Annotated in this window: 7 protein-coding genes and 1 pseudogene; 4 read left to right on the forward strand and 4 right to left on the reverse strand. The window is 57.0% G+C overall.

The genetic code is table 11. The features are described 5' to 3' along the window. Nucleotides 1–76: 76 nt before the first annotated feature. The 4 genes and pseudogenes from AC3I65_RS22275 to AC3I65_RS22290 form a co-directional block, all read right to left on the reverse strand. Nucleotides 77–475, reverse strand: a complete 399-nt coding sequence (locus AC3I65_RS22275; RefSeq protein ID WP_454864365.1) for a contact-dependent growth inhibition system immunity protein — start codon at nucleotides 473–475, stop codon at nucleotides 77–79. Nucleotides 476–829: 354 nt separating this feature from the next. Further along, on the reverse strand, nucleotides 830–1,213 hold the full coding sequence (locus AC3I65_RS22280; protein WP_488524174.1) for a hypothetical protein: 384 nt from the start codon (nucleotides 1,211–1,213) through the stop codon (nucleotides 830–832). Between the two features lie 469 nt (nucleotides 1,214–1,682). Next, nucleotides 1,683–5,228, reverse strand: a pseudogene (locus AC3I65_RS22285) (DUF637 domain-containing protein); the annotation flags it as partial. Between the two features lie 734 nt (nucleotides 5,229–5,962). Continuing rightward, a complete protein-coding gene (locus tag AC3I65_RS22290) occupies nucleotides 5,963–12,781 on the reverse strand; it encodes a two-partner secretion domain-containing protein (protein WP_488524175.1) in 6,819 nt (2,272 codons plus the stop codon). Nucleotides 12,782–13,415: 634 nt separating this feature from the next. Here AC3I65_RS22290 and AC3I65_RS22295 point away from each other — a divergent pair. The 4 genes from AC3I65_RS22295 (at nucleotide 13,416) to AC3I65_RS22310 (ending at nucleotide 20,223) form a co-directional block, all read left to right on the forward strand. Further along, on the forward strand, nucleotides 13,416–15,041 hold the full coding sequence (locus AC3I65_RS22295; protein ID WP_076383545.1) for an ABC transporter substrate-binding protein: 1,626 nt from the start codon (nucleotides 13,416–13,418) through the stop codon (nucleotides 15,039–15,041). Between the two features lie 304 nt (nucleotides 15,042–15,345). After that, nucleotides 15,346–16,947 (forward strand): ABC transporter substrate-binding protein, encoded by a 1,602-nt coding sequence (locus AC3I65_RS22300; protein WP_047229026.1) that lies wholly within the window; start codon nucleotides 15,346–15,348, stop codon nucleotides 16,945–16,947. A 171-nt stretch (nucleotides 16,948–17,118) separates the two neighbouring features. Then, nucleotides 17,119–18,552, forward strand: coding sequence for an OprD family porin (locus AC3I65_RS22305; RefSeq protein ID WP_488524176.1), 1,434 nt, complete (start codon nucleotides 17,119–17,121; stop codon nucleotides 18,550–18,552). Between the two features lie 75 nt (nucleotides 18,553–18,627). Further along, on the forward strand, nucleotides 18,628–20,223 hold the full coding sequence (locus tag AC3I65_RS22310; RefSeq protein WP_076383542.1) for an ABC transporter substrate-binding protein: 1,596 nt from the start codon (nucleotides 18,628–18,630) through the stop codon (nucleotides 20,221–20,223). Nucleotides 20,224–20,237: the final 14 nt, after the last annotated feature.

Consider the following 20,237-nt stretch of genomic DNA (forward strand, 5'->3'; position numbering starts at 1 on the left):
CAGCTAGTTAGCCGTTAAGTAAGTGCCATTCAAATCTACCCCTTCCTCCTCTTTCTTTCCGCTTTTCTAAAAAGCTTCACTCATTGAATTTTTCAAGAGATTTTATTAGACCCAAAGAATCTCTTAGCAACTCCGCATCATTAGTCAACTGGATAACCTCATGCAATGCTTGAACAATCTGTGGCACCACACTTGAGTTCTCCCGAAAAAAACTCAAATCCAAGCCCGCAATAGCAGAAATCAGTTCACCATCATAGCGTTCGCCTGCCAACACATCGTTATTTAGTATCTCTACAGCCACGTGTAATATTTCACAAACGAACAAATTTTGTCTTAACGAACGACAAATATCTCCCACCCCCAACTGAGCAAGAGGAATATCACGTACTGAGAGATACCATTCCGTTAGCGCGGATGGATTTTGCTCTGACAACCAACCAACAGATTCATTTCTTTCTAGGTCACGAAAATTCATATACCTACACCATTTAAAGCCGATTCAATACGATAAATAGAATAAAAACGGGGACGGACCACGTTTTTGCCTCACAGAAAACGTGGTCTGTGCCCGTTACTTCCCGGCAACGGCAAACACCACCTGACGGTTATGGCGCCTTGTACGACATGGAGTGGGTAATCGGTAAAATAATACGTCCCATCCTGGGCATATTTGATTCCTCCTCCGTGGAAGCTTTCAGCGTAGCAAATCCCCTTCTATCGCCAAGCCAAGCCCCCCAAAAACAGCAGACCTTTATTACTCCCAGGAAGTCGCCAACTCACTTTACAAATCCCATTTAAAAATCGACCAATATTTAACTCTCCATTTCAGTCACCACCACTTCGGATAACTTTCAAACGCCTGTAGAATTCGGCTCGCGGCACCATCAACTAAAACCTCCTCCCCACCAGCGCCTATCGCATTACCAGCAACATCCCTCTTGACGCATGACCAGACCAACTTTTTATTTTCAACATCAACCAACAACGAAAAGTCATTATTCATACCTTCAATCCGCGCTACTCTCCCCCGTTTAAGCATATCAACAAACGCATCAAATACAGCACACTCCACCCAGCAACCCATGCTGACCGAGAAAGAAAACTCAAACTTATCGACAACAATTTCTACAAATAACTTTATCGTAGGAATGTGCTCATCAAACTCAACTAAATTTATAGCAACCCGAATCGGGCTATCTATTTGAATATCCATTCAGTAAATCTCTGCCCCTGTTATCCACAAGGGTACACCCGGTATCAAGACGCGCGCTCTACGTGGCATATAGGGAGGGTCCTTCTCATACAAGTCGATTCAAAAGCTTAGTCAACCCAGAAAAAGACATCACCTCCTTATATTTCCTACTGTTTCAGCCTCTCAAAATACATTACAAAAAACGTGGTCTGTCCCCGTTTTCTTTGTCTGCGCCCGTTTTTCTATACCCTGCTTTTCTAAACTGGCCCCCAGTATCCTTGAAAAGGAGCTTGAGGGGAAACCAATCTCCACGTTTCATTTGACACTATGCACTTGAACCATTTCTCTTCAAATCCTGGCCCCGCATAGCTGTCCTGAACAGGAGCCTGCTCTGTTATCCCAGATTTAACCTGTTCGGTGATCCAGGCAGAAAATCGTTCATACTCCCTAGGAGATGAAAATCCCTCTATAACTTCCCAATTACACTCATTCATTGCCTTATCCAAGAAGTGTCAATTTTGAAATCTTTCGGAAACAACACCTGGTTACCACCCCCAACTAATCCACCTTGAGGAGCTGCTACGCCTTCAAAATACTTAGTTCCTATAGGAACTTCAATTTTGACCACATTTGTAGCAGTATTCCCCCATTCGGGTTTCAAAGCGCTGTCAATAATCGACTGGACAGGGCCTGCTGGCTTTGTCGCTGTCCAATAGCCACCTAGCTCCTGCGCAGTCCCACCATAAACACGATACAACGTGGTCGGCTGTTGAGTAACGACCTCTGAATACGTACCGCTACGAAATGTGTCCGCGATTCCTTTCGGTAACGGGCCCTGATTCATAGGCCCATACTCGGTAATTACCTTAGTTGTTGCTTTTGCACCACCAGCGCTCACTAGCTCGTAGGCATTTTTCAACCTTGATTCGACCGCCTGTACATTATTCCTGACACTGCTACCAGCCCCCGCCGCCGCGCCCCCCATCAACGCTAACCGATCCAGCGTCGGAGCCCAATCCCCAATCACCTTTGTCAGGTATTCAACGACCTTCAAAGAGCGGTCAACGAGGATTGCCTTATAGACTTTGCACGTATCGTTCTGGCAGGGCATAGCCAGAATAGAATCTAGAGAGTCCATAACCCGATCACGTGTTTCTGTCGCGCGCTTCCATCCAACGATTTCCTCCGCGTATTCGATGTTGGCCAAGCTGTCTTCGTTATACTTTCCTTCCTCCCAACGTTTTTTGGTACAGACAGTATCCGTGCCACACCCACTCATATCCTTCACAAACAGTTCTTTCTCGCCATGCTCCAGGTAATTGAATTTGGTCGCCTGCTGCGCAACCCACGCCGCGATAGCCTGATCTTTGTCAGACCCACCCGCGGCCGCGGCAACCGTCAAACCAATCAGCTGGGACGTCATTGCCAATAACTGCTCGTGTGAATTCCCGGCAAAAATCTTGTCACCGACTAAGGACACGAAGGCTTCGTTAGCGCCAGCGGCTAAAGCGCCCGTCCTGAAATCGCCACCCGCGAGCTCAGCAATCAACCCTCCTACCAAGGCATGCGCACCCACTTTGGCGGGAAGCCCTGAAAACTCCAATTGCGTGCCGAGCTTGTTAAATATCCCTGCACTCAGAACATCTGCAGCGGAGCTGATAGCCATCTGGGCGAGGTTGTCTTTGAGACTCCCACCATTTATCGCCGTACTGGTTACCGTGCTGAAGCTGTTTTGGGCCAAGGTGTAGCTGGCAAATTTGGTAAAACCATCCAGATTGCCGAGTTCAAAACCATGGGTCGCCTTGCCTGCGTCCGCTGACGAAACACCAAAAGCCTTATCAAGTACTCCGGCAGCAAAGCCCGCAGCTAGTCCACTGATTAAGTAGCCTTTCATGCTCTCAGTTGACGTAACGTCCTTAAGTACGGCCCCCAAATCGCCTTTATTGTTGATCACGCTTATAGCGCCTTGCGATATGGCGCCTGATATGGCGGCAGAGGTCGCCGCGCTAGCAGCGGCGGCGATGGTAGCCGCAGTCGCCTCGCTAAGACCTGCTGCGAGTGCGGCAGTTTGAGCCGATGCCCCTGCTGAAGCTCCTACCGCACCAACACCAGCAGTACCGGCACCAGCCGTCAAGACGGTAACGATAATAATGATCGCCAGCATCGCTCCTTGGCCGAGGCTCGAGCTGCTGTACTTGAATGACTCGTGGGTTTCCTTGATCAACCGCCAATCCACATCACCGCGCTGCTCGGCCTCCTTGAGCCAAGCCAATTGCGGGTCGGCCTTAACCATCGCGTCGATGGTTTGGCTGACGGTTTTCTGGTTGACTTGCTTGATGTCAATGTTCAATCCATCAACGGCTTGGATGGCCAGTTCGCCTTGAGCCACCAGCCGGGTTTGGCGCAACGTTTCATCAGTGTGGCCTTTGCCCTTCATTGAGTTCCAAGCCAGGCTGGTGTTGCTCTTCGTATGACTTTCCTGGTTTAGATCCTTGACGCCCTCGAAGGTGATGGAACCACCACTTTGCAAAGTCAGGTCATTGCCGCTGTTCAGATTGGCGACTTGGTAACGCTGGTCCCCTCCGCTGAGCAGCGTCAGATCTCCACCCGTGGTGATCTGGCTCCCAACATGGGTAACCTTGGTGAGTTCATCCCGCCGGAACTGTTTGTTTCCCCAACTGCCCTTCTTCTTTTTCTCATACAGTGAGTAATCACTGTCCTGCGCAGCCAGTAACTCAAGTTTTTCACCCGCGACAAGATAGGCTTCGTCAGCGGCACTGATCCGACTTGAGATGACTGCTATGTCTTTTCCGGCATCCAACCTCACATCACCACCAGCATTGATGCTGCTGCCAATTTGTTTGACGTGGTCTTCCTGGGCGGTGACTTTTTTAGACTTGTAGTAAGAGTGTGTTTCGTTGGCGCCAGAAGAGATTGTCATGTTCTCGTCGGCAGTCAGCGTTACATTCCGATCAGCACTGATCTGGCTAGCGATAGCGTTAAAGTCTCGACCAGCATTCACAACAACATCGCGCCCGACATCCATGTCCGAACTCAACTGTGTGATCGAACTTCTGCGAGTGCCACCAGTATTGGAGGTCTGTTGCTGCGCAGAGACAATATTGACATCCCGCCCTGCATCGATTTGGGTGTCACGACCGCTGACCAGGACGCTGCCGACACTGTTGACGTCTCGACCGGCGCCCATGGTCAGGTCATTGGCGGCCTCGATGCGAGAGGCGCTGTCTGCGTAATCCTTTAGCTGGTTGTAACCTTTGTTGCTGACGCTTGCGGTGGTGATGCTCCGCTCGTTGATCACATCCCCCGCTACCGCCTTTATGCTGATGTCACGCCCAGCGATGATCCCGCCGGATTTATTGACGATGTCGTTGCCAGCCAGCATATCGAGACGGTTTCCGGCTTCTATCAACCCGCTGTTGGCGAGGTTCTGGCCGGCGGTCGCGGAGAGGTTATTGGTGGCCCGAAGGGTGCCAGCATTCTCCAGATCCTTACCGGCGATCAACGTGACGTTCTGGCCGGCAATCAACGCACCATTAGGCGCCAAACGATTGTTGGCCTGTGCCATATACAACACCGGCACCAACACCTTTTCCCCGTTCACTTCATGCTCTTCAAGCCAGACGATGTCATGGGTCAGCGCGGCGACTTGCTGGGCGGTGAGGGTGACGCCCATCGACAGGTTGAGGGCGTCTTTGCTGGCGATGGCGTTGTTCATCAGGTACTTGAACATCGCGTCGTCGGAGGTCTGGCCGTCGATGAAGCGCTGGCCGGTGCGGGCGACGACGGCTTGCTGGATTAAGCGTTGTTCGAACAGACCGTCACCCAGGCGTTTGGCGCTGGTGTCGGCGTCGTAGCCGAGCTTCGTCAGCAGATAATCCGAGCTTGTAAACTGCTTGAGGTCGGTGAGGACCGGGTTGGTCTCGATCAGGTATTTATGCGGCTTCGAGGTAACCGTTGCGCTCGGCAGGCCCGTGACTCGTGCCAGGGCCTGGCTGGTCGGAGGTGTTGGGGTTCCTGCAGAGGCACCGCCTGCTGGAGAGGTTATCTGGAAGGCGGACCCGCCAGTGTTGTCACCAGTCAATGGCTGCAACTGACGATCAGAGGCCGAAAGCTGAGTGGCGTCGGCGACCTGAATGTCGCGCACATTAGCGATTGGGGCGGCGGTGGAGCGATCTGATGCGCTCACGCTGGCGTTGCCAATTGTCCAGTTCTGCGGCACGGCCGGAGCCGGGGATGCCGAGGCATTGCTGGAACCCTGCCCGCTCAATCGGAACAGGCCATTTTGCCCGGTCGGGAGGCTGAAACCGGGAAGTGTCAGGGGGTTTATCTGTTGTTGAGCCAGGTCCGGTGGGAGTTGGCTGTTCAGTGTGATGACCGTGGTTCTGCCTGATCCTGACGCGGCGGTTGTGGTGTTACGGGATGAAGTTGATATGCCGGCGGAGAAGGGACGCTCTACGCCATTGGTGATTTTGTTTGTTGCGGTGATGGAGACGTTGCCGCCGGCTTGGATGATGGCGGGTACCAAGCTGTCGGACGAGGTAGACGAGACAACTACTTGATTAAATGGAGTAGAGCTTTTTATGAAAACGGGTAACTCGGCCCGAACACCAGTTGAATACTTGGACTCTCCCAATACAACTGCCCGCATACTATTCTGAACCATTCCAAGCCAAAGAACAACTGGCCCAATTATTTGAAAGCGCTCTCTATCCGGAGGCTTAAAACCTGATTGTTGAATACGAGAGTACTCTACTGTTTCAACACCCGCCGAATTCCAAAAACGCACTCCCCCCTCAGTGTAGCCAGCGTCATTATATATATATTGTAGTTTACAACCTGCCTCATCTGCTCCAACGTCAGATCATTGGCACTATAGTAGGATTGACTAGTATAGTCTCCCAACGCCGCACCTGAATTTTCAAAATTATCTACCGACACCGCGATATCATGACCAGCCGTAACGGTTGACATTGAGTTCAATAAAGAGTCCCCTTTAATGCTCAGGTCTCTTCCTGCAATCAACGAGGCCGCTTTAGCTGTCGAGTCCCCAGACACCACAACTCGGTATTGTTGCTGATAAACCAAATGCGAGGAGGGCTGCCTATCCATCGAGTAAGGAAGCGAATCACAGCTATAACACCGAAACCCCAACGCCGAAGAATACAACTCAGCCTCAGTCTTAAAATCCCCCCGCTTATTAATAATAGAATCCGCATTAATAGAAAAATCCCGTCCACTCTCCATAGTGCCCGAATCATTTTCCATCAACGCCGAGCGTCCACCCAGGTCATTGCGTGCTACATCAATATCCCCCAACGCATAAACATCCGACTTACGGTTGGTCAAACTCCCCACCCGAAACTTCAAATCCCCACCGCTGAACAAAAACCCACCCTGGTCGTTCAGCAAGGTCGAAGCCGTCAGTTTCAATCCATCCGCGCCAGCCACGGTCCCATAGTTATTAATGGTGCCCGCATTGATATTTAACGCACCCGCCGATGTCAGCCGCCCGTAGTTATTCAGGCTGCTCAAGCCACCGCGGCCACCAATCGTCGTGGTCCCGCCGCCGGTAATACTTGCCACGCTGCTCAGGTCGATCGCAGCGGCGTCTACCGTCATGTCGCCCAGGCTGGTGACGCGGCCATTGCCGCTATACCGCCCGGTCAACTGCAAGCCCATGCCGCCATCACTGGCGATCAACCCATGGTTGATCCAGTTCCCGCCCTTACCCTCCAGCCGCGTCGAAGCCAGCAGTTGCCCGGTTGCGGTCTGGGTGAAGTTCTTGACGTTGACGTTCAACCGCCCGGCCTGGATGACACTGGTGTTGGTCCAGGTGTCGGCGTTGAGTGTCAGGCCGCCGCGGGTGACGATGGTGCCGCCGGCGCCGGTGACGTTGGGCAGGGAGATGTCGAACGTGCCGTCACCCAGGTGCAGCAATTGGCCGCCGCTGTTAAGGAAACTGTTGGCGGCCAGGGTCAGGTGGGTGTTGGCGGTTTCCAGGTTGCCGTTACGGTTGTCGAAGAGGCTGCCGATCTGGAAATCGGTTTTGCCGCTGGTGCCCAAGGCGCGCAATTTGCCGCTCTGGTTGTCGAGGTTCGCGGCGCGCACGGCCAGGGTGCTGTCGCTTTCGAGGATGCCGCTGCGGTTGGTCAGGGTGCCGCTCAGGCCGAGGTCGATGCGGTTGCCGGCGATCTGGCCAGCGGTGTTGTCCAGGCTGGTGCCGATGGCGCTGAGCAGTCCGGTGGCGTAGAGGCCGCCGTTGCGGTTGTTCAGGTCAGCGGTGTTGATGAGGACATCGCCGGTTTGAGCCGCGATACGGCCACCGTTGTTGTTCAGGCCGGCCAATGCGCGGATGTTCAGGCTCTGCGCCTGGATCACACCGCCCTTGTTGTTCACATCGAAGCCGTTGCGCAATACGCCCACGGTGCGCGCTTCAAGGGCGCCCTTGAGCGCGGCAAGGGTGCCGCCGCGGTTGTCGATGTTGGCCGCGGTGAGGCTGACATCGCCGGTCTGGGCAATGAGTTTGCCGCCCTGGTTGTCCAGGTTACCGCTCAATTCAACAGTCAGGCCGGTCTGGCCTTGCATCTCGCCCTTGCCGTTGACCAGGCTCGCGGCTTTCAGGTTGACGTCGGCTGTCTGGCTGTAGATCAGGCCGTTGGTATGGTTCTGCACGGCTCCGGTGGCGGTGACCGCCAGGGCATTTTTTGCCGCGACGGTGCCGGTGTTGCTGTTGTCCAGGGAGCCGGTGGTCAGGGTCATTTGATCCTGGCTGGCGATTTGGCCGCCCTGGTTGTTGATCGCCGTCGCGCCCTTAACGGTCAGCGGGCCGGCGCTGGCGAGTTTGGCGCCGCTGTTGTCGAGGGCACCGTTGAGGTTCAGGTTGACCGCCGCGTTACCGATCAGGTTGCCTTGGCGGTTATCCAGTTCGTTGGCGTTAAGGGTCAGTGCTTGTTGAGCGTTGATGGCACCACTGGCGTTGTCCAGGGCCGTGGTCTTGATGATCAGGCCCGCGCCGCTGTCGATCAGGCCACCCTGGCCGTTGTCGAGGGCGCCGCTGAGGATAAGGTCTTGCGCGCCACCGCTGCTGAGAATGCCTTGGGTGTTGTCCACCGAAACGGCTGTCACACCGAGACTGCCCTGACTGACCAGCGCACCGCCATTGCTGTTGAGCAGGTTGCCCAGCAGCGTCAGGTTCACGTTACCGTTGCGGCTGGAAAGCGTGCCGTTATTGCGGTTGTCCAGGCTGGTGCCGTTGACCAGCAACCCTTGCCACCCGGAGACCAGGCCGTTCTGGTTGACCAGGGTTTTGCCGTCGAGACTCAGGTTCTGGCTGCTGATCAGCTTGCCGCCGCTGTTGTCCAGCGTCCGGCCGCGCAGGTTGAAACTTTGGCTGCTGGAGATTTCGCCGCCCTGGTTGTTCAGGTCGCGCAGGGCGTTGAAGGTCAGCGGGCCTTTGGCGGTGATCAAGCCATTGCGATTGTTCAGGTCGCCGTTGCCCAGGTTCAGGGTGACGGCTTTTTCGCCCAACAGGCGGCCGCCGTCTTGGGTCAGCGATGCGAGGGTCAGGCTGATGTCGCCCTTGGCCGACACTTCACCGCCGTCGCTGGAATCCAGGGACTCGGCACCGAGGGTAAGGTCGCCTTGGGCATTGATCAGGCCATCGGCGCTGTTGTTCAGGGCCATGGCGTTGAGGACCAAGGCACCGCCTGCCAGCACGCTACCGCCCTGGTTGTTCAGATCACCGCTGTTGAGCGTGAGCAGTTGCGCGGCGCTGATCAGGCCTTGCGCCTGGTTATCCAGTTGCTGATCGACGGTCAGGTCGAGGTTGCCGCGACTGGTGAGGGTGCCGCCGTTGTTGGTCAGGCTTTGCGCTGTGGCATCCAGGGTCGCCGCGCCGATCAGGCCTTTGACGTTGTTCAACGCCTGGGCGATGCGCAGGGTCAGGCCCTGGCTGCTGAGCAACCGGCCACTGTCGTTGTTGAGATTATTGGCCGCCAAGGTAAAGGCTTCGGCGCTGGAGATTTCACCGCCCTGGTTGTTCACGCCGTTGAGGTTTTTCAGCAACAGCACGCCGGGGGCGTTGATCAAACCGCTCTGGTTGTTGAGCTGGCCATTGTTCAGGTCCAGGCTCAGCGAGGTGTTGCTGAACAGCTTGCCGCCCTGCTGATCCAGACCGGACACCGACGCGGTCAACGCGCCTTGGCTGCCGATGCTCCCGCCATCCTGGTTGGTGACTTGGCCAGCCACGAGGTTCAGCGTGCTGCCGCTGTTGAGGCGACCGCTCTGGCTGTTATCGAACGCGCCAGTGGTGACGCTCACCGTGCCTTTGCCGCTGATGTTGCCCTGCTGACGGTTGTCCAGCGCCGCGCTGCTGAGCAGCAGCGCGCCGTCGGTGACCAGTTCGCCGCCCTGGTTGTCGAGACGCCCCAGGCTTTTCACGGTGAGGTCGGCGGCGCTGGACAGGCTGCCGCCGGTGTTGGTCAGGTTGGCGGCGCTGACATTCAGCGTGCCTTCGCTGCTGAGTTGGCCTTGGGTGTTGAGCAGATCGCGGCTCAGGTTGATGCGCTGGTTCTGCTGGCTGATCAGGTAGCCGCCGCTGTTGTCGAGGGAGCCGCCATCCAGCTCGAGTCCAGCCTTGGCGCTGAGCAGGCCTTTGGTGCGGTTGAGCAGTTTATCCACGGTCAGCTTCAGCGCCTGGCCGGCGAATACCTGGCCGCCATCGCTGTTGTCGAGGTTCTGGCTGATCAGGGTGACGTCTGCGTTGCTCGACAGCTCACCGCCACGGTTGTCGAGGTCGTCGACATCGAGATCCAGCGCTTTTGTCGCGCCGATCAAACCGGCCTGACGGTTGTCGAGACTGGTCGCCTTGAGCGTCAAGGCATCGGTGCTGATCAACGTGCCTTCGCGGTTATCCAGCGAGGTGACGGTGGCCTCAAGCCCGGTCTTGCCGGCGATGCTCCCGGCGCGGTTGTCCAGGCGATCCGCGACCAACAGCAGAGCTCCGTCGGCGATCAATGAGCCGCGCTGGTTGTCGAGCAGGGTGTCGACCGTCAGGTCGAGTTGATCGCGGCTGCTGATCAGGCCATCGCTGTTGTCCAGGCTGTTGCTGCGACTGTCCAAGGACGCCGCCGAGATGACGCCCCGGGCGTTGTTCAGGAGCTGGGCGGTTCTGAGCACCAGACCTTGATTGCTCAGCAATTTGCCGCCGCTGTTATCGAGGTTCTGCGCCGCCAGGGTGAACGCTTGTTGGCTGGAGATTTCACCGTTCTGGTTATTGACGTCCTTGAGGTTACTCAGCAGCAACGCACCCGTGGCGTTGATCAGGCCGCCCTGGTTGTTCAACTGGCCCTGGTTCATGTCCAGGCTCAGGCTGGTGTTGCTGAACAACTCACCTTGTTGTTGATCCAGACCGGTAACACTGGCGTCCAGAGCTTTTTCACTGGCGATGCGGCCAGCGGCATTATTCACCTGGCCGGCCTTCAACGACAGCGTGTCGCTGCTGATCAGGCTGCCGTCGACGTTACTTAATGTCGCGGCGCTGTCGATGCTCAACGCTCCCAAACTGGAAAGCTGACCACCGTCATTATTCATCTCGCCCGCTTTGACGCTGGCCGTGGTGTCGCTTTTCACGCTGCCCTGGGCGTTGAGCAGTTGTCCGCGCAGGTCCAGATTCAGCCCTTGCTGTGCATAAAGAGATCCCTGGCGGTTATCCAGTTGCTCCCCATCAATAGCCAGAGCGGCGCGGCTGGAGATCAAACCCTTGGCCTGGTTGTTCACGCGTTCGAGAGTCAGGCTCAGGTCGCCATAGGCAATCAGTTTGCCGCTATCGCTGTTGTCCAACTCGGTGCCGGCCAGCGCCAGGACGCCCTGGCTCGACACTTCACCGCCCCGGTTATCCAGACTGCCTACGTTAAGACTCGCTGCCTGGGCGGTGGTAATGACGCCGCCCTGACGGTTGTCCAGGCTCGCCGCATTGAGGGTCAGCAGCCCGGTCGATGACAGCAACCCAGCCTGATTGAGCAGGTGCGCCGAGATGCTGGCGGTGAGTGCGTCACCGCTGAGCAACCGACCTGCGGTGTTATCCAGCGAGGCGACATTCAAGGTGACGTCACTCAAGCTGTTGAGCTGGCCGTTGCGATTGTTCAACTGCCCAACATTGGCCGTCAGGTTGCCGTTGCTGCTGACCACTCCTTGAGTGTTGAGCAGCTTGTCGGCCGTCACGCTCAACGCACCACTACTCAGCACCCGCCCCTTGCTCTGGTTATCCAACGTCCCGGCTTTTACCGTGCCGGTTTGCCCCGCACTCAAGGTCCCCCCCTGGTTGTTCAACGTCTGCGCAACATTGGCCGTCAGATTGCGACTGGCGATCACACTCTTGCCGTTGTTGCTCAGAGTTTGCGCAGTAACGCTCATATCCCCCGCCGCATTGCGCGAGTTATCAGCATTGACCCCGGCCTCAATGATGCCGTTGTTGCTCAACTGCCCACCGGCATTCAGGGTGATGGAGTTGCGCGCCGCGAGGGTTTTCTGGTTGGTCAGGTTGCCCTGGGTTTGCGCGTTCAACGTGGTGCCGGCGTAGACCGGACCACGGGCGTCGAGGCTGGCGGCCTTGACCTTGACGGCGCCGCTGGCCGAAGTATCGACCAGGCTCAGGTGCCCATTGGCATCGAGCTGAATATCACCACCACTGGCAATCAATTTGCCGTCCAGCTTCACGCCGACGCCGGCCTCGGTGCCCACCAACTTGATCGCCCCGGCGTACATCCCGCCCAGCGCCGAGGAGTCGATGGCCAGTTGCGGTTTAGCACTGCCGTCATCAGCGCGGGCGGTGGCGCTCAAGGTGTCGGCGTTGACGTCATTGCGTCCGGCAATAATCGTCAGGTTTTTCGCCTGGATCTCGGCGTTGATCTTGGCGCTGCGGGTGATGATTTCGAAGTGGTCGACGTTGTTGGCGTTGAGGCCTGCGCCTTCGATGGCGACGCTGCCTTTATCCACCTGATAACGATCCAGCCGACCGTTTTCCACCACCGGCTTGCCGGTGCTCAAAGTCACTTTCGGGCTGTTGATAAAACCGCAGCCATTACAGGTAATGCCGTACGGGTTGGCGACGATGACGTGGGCCGACTGCCCCGCCACTTCGGTGTAGCCGCGCAACTGGCTGGGGTTGCCGCCGTTGACTTCGTTGAGGATGGTCTTGGCAGCCGTGCCATTGAGGTTCGGGTTGCCGAGGATGATCCCGCCCAACTGGGTGGACTGGGTGCGGGCGGTGGCGTTGTTGAGGATTACGCCGTTGCTGCCGACGTTGTAATCCTTGAACTGGTTGTGGGACAGGCCGCTACCGTTGGGCTTGGCGATGTTGACGATGGGCACGCCGTTGCCGGCCCGGTCCAGGCCAGTGCCCGGTGCGCTGACCACGATGCCGTCAGCCTGGGCCCACAGCGGTTGCCAGAACATGACGTTGGCCAACAGGAACGCCAGGCCGCGTTTGGGCATGCCCCAGAAGTGCTCACGGGTTTGCAAGGCAGCAGAAGGCTGGCGGGCCAGAAAGGCGTGTTGGCGGTCGTCCATGATCGAGTCTCGTTGCAGCAGGAATTTAAAGAAGCACTTCCATGCGAATGTCGAGCGGCGGCAAAACCAGACACGACTTTGCTCCAGGGGTGGGTGAAGGCAGGTGCTTACCCCGGGCCAGAAAGTGACATCAAAATAGTGGCGCGATATTAGATAGCCATTATTCTGGCGTCAATGAATGAATGCGCAAACAAGGGGCTGTACGGACCACCGGTCTGGAGATGGAGGGGTAATTGTCAGGCTGCCATCGCGAGCAAGCTTTGCTCCCACAGAGGATCAGTCACATGCAGTAGCGCGCAATACACACAAAGGCCGCGAGGTTAAACACACAAGGACCCTTGGGTTGCACCCCTCTATCTCGCGGGTTTCATGGGGTGATACCTGCCCCAATGCGGTGCACAAATACCTTCGAGGCGCACAGGAATCGGGCGCAACTTGTATCAAAAACGGCCCCGCAAACGATCAAATGCGTCAGAAGTTACACAGATGCGACATTAAGGTACGTTCGTGCCACTGTTTCAGGCCTGTAACCGCTCTGGATCTTGCATTGGGTATGGGGCCTGCATAAGTATCCGCAGGACGACTCACGAGGTCGCCCTCAAATCCAAAAATGACAACAAATCATGAGGCCAACATGCTTAAACACGCGGTCATTCCGTTTTTAGTCGGCGCAGGCTTGTTAGCCAGCGCACCTTTCGCCCATGCGGCGACTAACCTGGTGTTCTGCTCCGAAGGGAGTCCGGCCGGTTTTGACCCTGGTCAGTACACCACCGGAACCGACTTCGACGCCTCTGCAGAAACCATGTTCAACCGCCTGACCCAGTTCGAACGCGGCGGCACCGCTGTGATTCCTGGCCTGGCGACCAAATGGGACATTTCCGAAGACGGCCTCACCTACACCTTCCACTTGCGTGAAGGCGTCAAGTTCCACACCACCCCGTATTTCAAGCCGACTCGTGAATTCAACGCCGACGACGTGCTGTTCACCTTCAATCGCATGATCAGCAAGGATGACCCGTTCCGTAAGGCCTACCCGACCGAATTCCCGTACTTCACCGACATGGGGATGGACACCAACATCACCAAGATCGATAAAGTCGACGACCACACCGTCAAGTTCACCCTCAAGGATGTTGACGCCGCGTTCATCCAGAACATGGCCATGAGCTTCGCCTCGATCCAGTCCGCCGAGTACGCGGCCCAACTGCTCAAGGAAGGCAAGGCCCCCGACATCAACCAGAAGCCGGTCGGCACCGGCCCGTTCGTGTTCAAGAGCTACCAGAAAGACTCCAACATCCGCTACACCGGGAACAAGGATTACTGGAAGCCTGAAGACGTGAAGATCGACAATCTGATCTTCGCCATCACCACCGACCCATCGGTACGCATCCAGAAGCTGAAGAAGAACGAGTGCCAGGTCACCCTCTTCCCACGCCCAGCCGACCTCAAGGCGCTGAAGGAAGACAAGGCACTGAAGATGCCTGACCAGGCGGGTTTCAACCTGGGCTACATCGCTTACAACGTGATGGACAAGATCAAGGGCAGCAACGAGCCGAACATTCTGGCCGACCTGAAAGTTCGCCAGGCGCTGGACATGGCGGTCAACAAGCCACAGATCATCGATTCGGTCTACCAGGGCGCTGGCCAACTGGCGGTCAACGCCATGCCGCCGACCCAATGGTCCTACGACACCACCATCAAGGACGCCAAGTACGACCCTGAGAAAGCCAAGACGCTGCTCAAGGAAGCCGGCGTCAAGGAAGGCACCAACATCACCCTGTGGGCGATGCCGGTACAGCGTCCGTACAACCCGAACGCCAAGCTGATGGCTGAAATGCTGCAGTCCGACTGGAAGAAGATCGGCCTGAACGTCAACATCGTCAGCTATGAGTGGGGCGAGTACATCAAGCGCTCCAAGGGCGGCGAGAACCAGGCCATGATCATTGGCTGGAGCGGTGACAACGGTGACCCGGACAACTGGCTCAACGTGCTGTTCGGCTGCGACTCGCTGGCCGGCAACAACTTCTCCAAATGGTGCGACAAGAAGTTCGACGACCTCGTCAAGCAGGCCAAGCGCACGACCGACCAGGCCAAGCGCACCGAACTGTACAAACAGGCGCAACACGTCCTCAAGGACGCTGTGCCAATGACACCTATCGCTCACTCGACGGTGTATCAACCCATGCGCGCCAATGTGCAGGACTTCAAGATCAGCCCGTTTGGCTTGAACTCCTTCTACGGCGTCAGCGTCAGCAAATAAAGGTAGGCAACGGCGGCGTTTCTGACGGCGCCGTTGCTTTATCTGCCGAGACCAAGACTCAGGAAAACGCCTACATCCAAAAGCACTGCGTACCACAGCAGCTGGTTTAGGACGTATCGCCTTTTCCCACAAGTCTTTCAGGCGTTACGCATTTACTGCCTGGCCCGCGGCCCATACCGTCGGGAGCCAGGTCGATCTGCTGGCGCTGCGGCATCGCTGTTCGCAATGGATTGAACTCAGTGCCCGGACAGGCCCTGCAAGGGCGCCGGTCACTGTTAAACACCCCATAGAGAGAGGGAGCGTCATGCGCCATACCTTGGTTTTATCCGCATTGCTGGGCACCGGCCTGCTGGCCGCCACTTCCATGGCCCAGGCCGCCGGCGGCAGTCTGGTGTTCTGCTCCGAAGGCAGCCCCGCCGGTTTCGACACCGCGCAATACACCACCGCCACTGACAACGATGCCGCCGAACCGCTGTACAACCGCCTGGCCGAGTTTGAAAAGGGCGCGACCAACGTCGTACCTGGCCTGGCGACTAGCTGGGACATTTCCGAAGACGGCCTGAAATACACCTTTCACCTGCGCGAAGGGGTGAAGTTTCATACCACCGATTACTTCACGCCGACCCGGGATTTCAACGCCGACGACGTGCTGTTCACCTTCAACCGCATGCTTGACCCGCAGCACCCCTTCCGTAAGGCCTACCCGACCGAGTTTCCATACTTCAACGGCATGAGCCTGAACAAGAACATCGCCAAGGTCGAGGCCACCGGGCCGCTGACCGTGGTCATGACGCTCAACAGCGTGGACGCCGCGTTCATCCAGAACATCGCCATGAGTTTCGCCGCGATCCTGTCGGCCGAATACGCCGATCAGTTGCTCAAGACCGGCAAGCCCAGCGACATCAACCAGAAGCCGATCGGCACCGGGCCGTTCGAGTTCAAGAGCTACCAGAAAGACTCCAACATCCGCTATGTCGCCAACAAACAGTACTGGGCGCCGGAGCGGGTCAAACTGAACAACCTGATCTTCTCCATCAACACCGATGCCTCGGTACGGGTGCAAAAACTCAAGGCCAACGAATGCCAGGTCACCCTGCATCCACGTCCAGCCGATGTGCCGGCCTTGAAGAACGACCCGAAACTGCAACTGATCGAGAAACCGGGTTTCAACCTCGGCTACATCGCCTATAACACCCGTCACAAACCGTTCGACCAGGTCGAAGTGCGCCGGGCGCTGGACATGGCGGTGAACAAGCAGAGCATCCTCAACGCCGTGTACCAGGGCGCAGGGCAACTGGCGGTCAACGCCATGCCGCCGACCCAGTGGTCTTACGACGATACGATCAAGGACACCGCCTACAACCCGGAAAAAGCCAAGGAGTTGCTCAAGGCTGCCGGGGTCAAGGAAGGCACCGAAATCACCCTCTGGGCCATGCCGGTCCAACGCCCGTACAACCCCAACGCCAAGCTGATGGCCGAAATGCTTCAGGCCGACTGGGCGAAAATCGGCCTGAAGGTGAAGATTGTCAGCTATGAATGGGGCGAATACATCAAGCGCACCAAGAACGGCGAGCACGATGTCAGCCTGATCGGCTGGACCGGTGACAACGGGGACCCGGACAACTGGCTGGGCACGCTGTACAGCTGCGATGCCATTGGCGGCAACAACTACTCCATGTGGTGTGATCAGGACTACGACAAGCTGATCAAGCAGGCCAAGGTCGTCACCGATCGCGACCAGCGCACCGTGCTCTACAAACAGGCCCAGCAATTGCTCAAGCAGCAAGTGCCGATCACCCCTGTCGCTCACTCGACGGTCAACCAGCCGCTGAGCGCCAAAGTCGAAGGGTTCAAGGTCAGCCCCTTCGGTCGCAACGTGTTCTCGGGCGTCAGCCTGAACCCATAACTGATTAGCCATACAGCAGGGCCCCATTTGGGGCCCTCACGCAGACGTCTTGCCGAAATTCACCGTTCAGGCGTAATGCAAACGTTTGCGAAGCCAAGATGAGTTGTAAAAACCGATAGCCGTATCACTAAAAAAGACCGGCATTAAAAAGAAAGAAAAGGAGCGTTACCGATGAAACTGAGCAACACCGCGTTACTGGCCTTGGCCATCAGCAGCGTTACGGCCACGGCGTACGCAGAATCACAGAGCCAGGCGTTCACTCCGGTGACCGTGAAAGAAAAAAACGCCCAGAGCGAAGCCACCGGCTTTCTGGAAGGCCAGTCGGTGACGGGGTCTACGCGTAACTGGTACGCGAACGAGCAGCTCAAGCGCGGTGCCAAGTTTGGCTACATCAAAAATGGCGCTCTGGCCGAAACTGATCGTCGTATCAACTGGGTTCAGGGCACTATCGTCAATTACAATTCGGGCTTCACTGAAGGCACTGTTGGTTTCAGCACTGAAATCGCTGCCTACAACGCCATTGCACTAGAGCGGGATCGCGAGAACCTGGCCGCCGGCAACGGTGGCGCGCCAAAGACGGGCACTGCTTCGGGCAACAACCGCACCCTGACCGAAAAAGGCGGTGACGCGGTAGGCCAGTGGAGCAAACTGGGCTTGGCCAACGTAAAGGCGCGGGTCTCCAGCACCACCCTGACGGCCGGTCGCCAGAGCTATAGCAGCCCGCAAGTCGACACCATCGGCAACCGTGCCCTGCCGTCGAGCTTTCAAGGGGTGAGCCTGAATGTCGCGGAGCTGGAAAACCTGACTTTTGACGTAGCAACTTTCGACCGCGTATCTCCTCGTTCGGAACAAAGCCTGCGTAAATTCCGCGCCGAGTATGCTAACGGTCGGCAAGAGTCCGATCACATTAACACCGCCGGCATCACTTACACGCCACTCGCTAGCCTGACCACGAGCCTCTGGGCCACTAAGGCCGAAGATCTCTGGAATCAATACTATTTCGGCGCCACTCATGTGCTGGGCGACAGTTCGGTACTGAGCCTGACCACCGGGCTGAACTATTACAAAACCCAGGAGGAAGGCAAGGCGCTAATCGGCGACATCGACAACGACACTTACTCCTTATCGTTTGGCCTCGCGCACCAGGCCCACAGCCTGACACTCTCCTACCAGCAAGTGAACGGTAACGAGTATTTCGATTACCTGAACGAAACTAACGGCATCTATCTGGCCAACTCCCTGTTGTCGGACTTCAATGGCCCGAACGAAAAATCCTTCCAGATCGCCTACGGCCTGAACATGGCTGAATATGGCGTTCCAGGTCTGAAGTTCAACATCTACCAAGCGCGCGGCTGGGGCATCGACGGCACCCATTACAATGGCAACAACGGTGTGCTCGACAAAGGCTACGATGGCATTCAGATTCAAGACGGTGAACATCACTACGAATACGGCATCGGCGCGTCCTATGCCGTACAAAGCGGCCCATTGAAAGCTACCGCGATCCGTGCGACCTACACCGCTCACCGTGCCAGCGAAAACCAGTCTGATGGCAGCATCAACGAATTCCGCCTGGTCACCACCATCCCGTTCAACATTCTCTAAACCATCCACCGAACGGCCGACTCACGAGGTCGGTCGTTCGGTTTTTGCCATTTAACCGATTGCAGAGGATTGCCGATGAACATGAATCCCCTACGCGCAGCCATCGCCGCTGCGTTGCTGAGTGTCGCCGTAGGCGCCACGGCCAAACCCCTGGTGGTTTGTACAGAAGCCAGCCCGGAAGGCTTCGACATGGTCCAGTACACGACTGCAGTCACTGCCGACGCCGTGGCAGAAACCATTTTCAATCGCCTGGCCGACTTCAAGCCCGGCACCACCGAAGTGATTCCGGCCCTGGCCGAATCCTGGGACATCAGTGACGACGGCCTGACGTACACTTTTCATCTGCGCAAAGGCGTCAAGTTTCACACCACCGATTATTTCAAGCCGACCCGCGACATGAATGCCGACGACGTGGTCTGGAGTTTTCAGCGCCAGCTGGACCCGAATCATCCCTGGCACAAGCTGTCGAGCGTAGGCTTCCCCTACTTTGAAAGCATGGGCTTCAAAGAGCTGCTCAAGAGCGTCGAGAAAGTCGACGAGCACACAGTCAGGTTCAGCCTGACCCGCCGCGAGGCGCCATTTCTGGCGGACATCGCCATGGCCTTCTCCTCGATCTACCCGGCCGAATACGCCGACCAGTTGCTCAAGGCAAACAAGACCGGCGACCTCAACAGCAAGCCGATCGGCACCGGCCCGTTCATTTTTCAGCGCTACAACAAGGATGCCCAGGTTCGTTTCAAGGCCAACCCGGACTACTTCCGTGGCAAGCCACCGGCCGATGCGCTGATCCTGGCCATCGCCACCGACAACAACGTGCGCATGCAAAAGCTCAAGACCAACGAGTGCCAGATCGCGCTGTATCCAAAACCCGATGACATCCCCAGCATCAAGAAAGACCCGAACCTGAAGGTGACGGAACTGGACGCGATGACCGTTTCCTACACCGCCCTGAATACCAGCCACAAATACATGAGCGATGTGCGGGTGCGCAAAGCCATCGACCTGGCCTTCGATAAGGAAGCCTACGTCAACGCGCTGTTCGGCAAGGGCAATGCCACCGTGGCGGTCAACCCGTACCCACCGACGCTGCTGGGCTTCAATCATGATCTGAAAAACCCGCCCCGGGACCTGGACAAAGCCCGTCAACTGCTCAAGGAAGCCGGCGTACCTGAAGGCACCGTGTTCACCCTGTTCACCCGTAACGGCGGCGGCCCGACCAACCCCAACCCGATGCTCGGCGCGCAGATGATGCAGGCCGACCTGGCCAAAGTCGGGATCAAGGTCGACATCCGCGTGATGGAATGGGGCGAAATGCTCAAGCGCGCCAAGAACGGAGAGCACGACATGGTTTCCGCCGGATGGGCGGGCGATAACGGCGACCCGGATAACTTCCTGACGCCTATGCTCAGTTGCGAAGCGGCCAAGAACGGCGAAAACTACGCGCGCTGGTGCAACGAGCAATTCCAGGCGCTGATCGACCAGGCCCGCGCCACAGTGAACCCCGAGGAGCGCACCAAGCTCTATGAACAGGCCCAGGTGCTTTTCAACCAGGACCAGCCGTGGATCAGCATGGCCCACACCCGAATGTTTACCGCAATGCGCAAGAACGTAGAGGGCTATGTGATTAGCCCGCTTACGACCAATAACTTCGCCACCACCCAGGTGAAGTAGATAAGAAAACGCCC

This window comes from Pseudomonas sp. N-1-13 (assembly GCF_057787095.1).

Bases quoted from the DNA above. Each gene is read 5' to 3' on its own strand.
- AC3I65_RS22275 (WP_454864365.1), bottom strand. From the start codon at position 475: ATGAATTTTCGTGACCTAGAAAGAAATGAATCTGTTGGTTGGTTGTCA.
- AC3I65_RS22280 (WP_488524174.1), bottom strand. From the start codon at position 1,213: ATGGATATTCAAATAGATAGCCCGATTCGGGTTGCTATAAATTTAGTT.
- AC3I65_RS22290 (WP_488524175.1), bottom strand. From the start codon at position 12,781: ATGGACGACCGCCAACACGCCTTTCTGGCCCGCCAGCCTTCTGCTGCC.
- AC3I65_RS22295 (WP_076383545.1), top strand. From the start codon at position 13,416: ATGCTTAAACACGCGGTCATTCCGTTTTTAGTCGGCGCAGGCTTGTTA.
- AC3I65_RS22300 (WP_047229026.1), top strand. From the start codon at position 15,346: ATGCGCCATACCTTGGTTTTATCCGCATTGCTGGGCACCGGCCTGCTG.
- AC3I65_RS22305 (WP_488524176.1), top strand. From the start codon at position 17,119: ATGAAACTGAGCAACACCGCGTTACTGGCCTTGGCCATCAGCAGCGTT.
- AC3I65_RS22310 (WP_076383542.1), top strand. From the start codon at position 18,628: ATGAACATGAATCCCCTACGCGCAGCCATCGCCGCTGCGTTGCTGAGT.